General features: G+C 72.4%; 1 protein-coding gene. It reads left to right on the top strand.

The features are described from left to right. Positions 1–330: LysR substrate-binding domain-containing protein (locus tag G3O00_RS42915; protein ID WP_241025619.1), on the top strand; the 330-nt coding region annotated here is incomplete at its 5' end. Positions 331–591: the final 261 nt, after the last annotated feature.

The raw sequence follows: 591 nt of genomic DNA, 5'->3' as shown, positions 1-591 counted from the left end.
GCCGCCATTCGCGCGGCCGACCTCGCCGACGCGCGCTTCGCGGTACCCGAACAGGAGCGCGGCACGCTCGAAGTCGCGCGCCGCGGCCGCTTCGCACCGCTGATCGCCGCACGCCCGGGCGGCCTGCTCGCGGTGCTCGCGTGTGTGTCCGTGAACGGCTGGGTGGCCGTGATTCCCGATGCGCTCGCCGGCTGCGTGTCGCTGCCGGGCGTCGTGTACCGGCCGATCGCGGGCAAGCCGATCACGTCGGAGCTGGCGCTCGCGCATCGGCGCTTCGAGAAGGCGCCGGCGGTGCGCGCGTTCCTGCGGACGGTTCCATCGGCCACGTAAGCCCCGCATACAGCCCTCATACAGCCCGCGTGCGGCGATGGCGGCCATGCCCGCCGGCGCCGCACGAATATGCATTGCACGATTCGATGTTTGTCGGTCGGAAACCGATTCCGTAACCTGCCCGGCAGCCGCGCCGCCTGCGCGCGGATCACCGAGGACACCCCGCCGATGAATTCATCCTCCGCTCCGGCACGCCGCCGCGTGCTGCAGCGTCTTGCCGCCCTCGCCGCCGCACCGCTCGCCGGCGGTATCGCACAGCCA

The organism is Burkholderia sp. Ac-20384 (genome assembly GCF_017104605.1).
Classification (GTDB): Bacteria; Pseudomonadota; Gammaproteobacteria; order Burkholderiales; family Burkholderiaceae; genus Burkholderia; species Burkholderia lata.
Note: the sequence above shows the minus strand (reverse complement) of the source record. Positions and strands in the feature narration are given on the sequence as shown.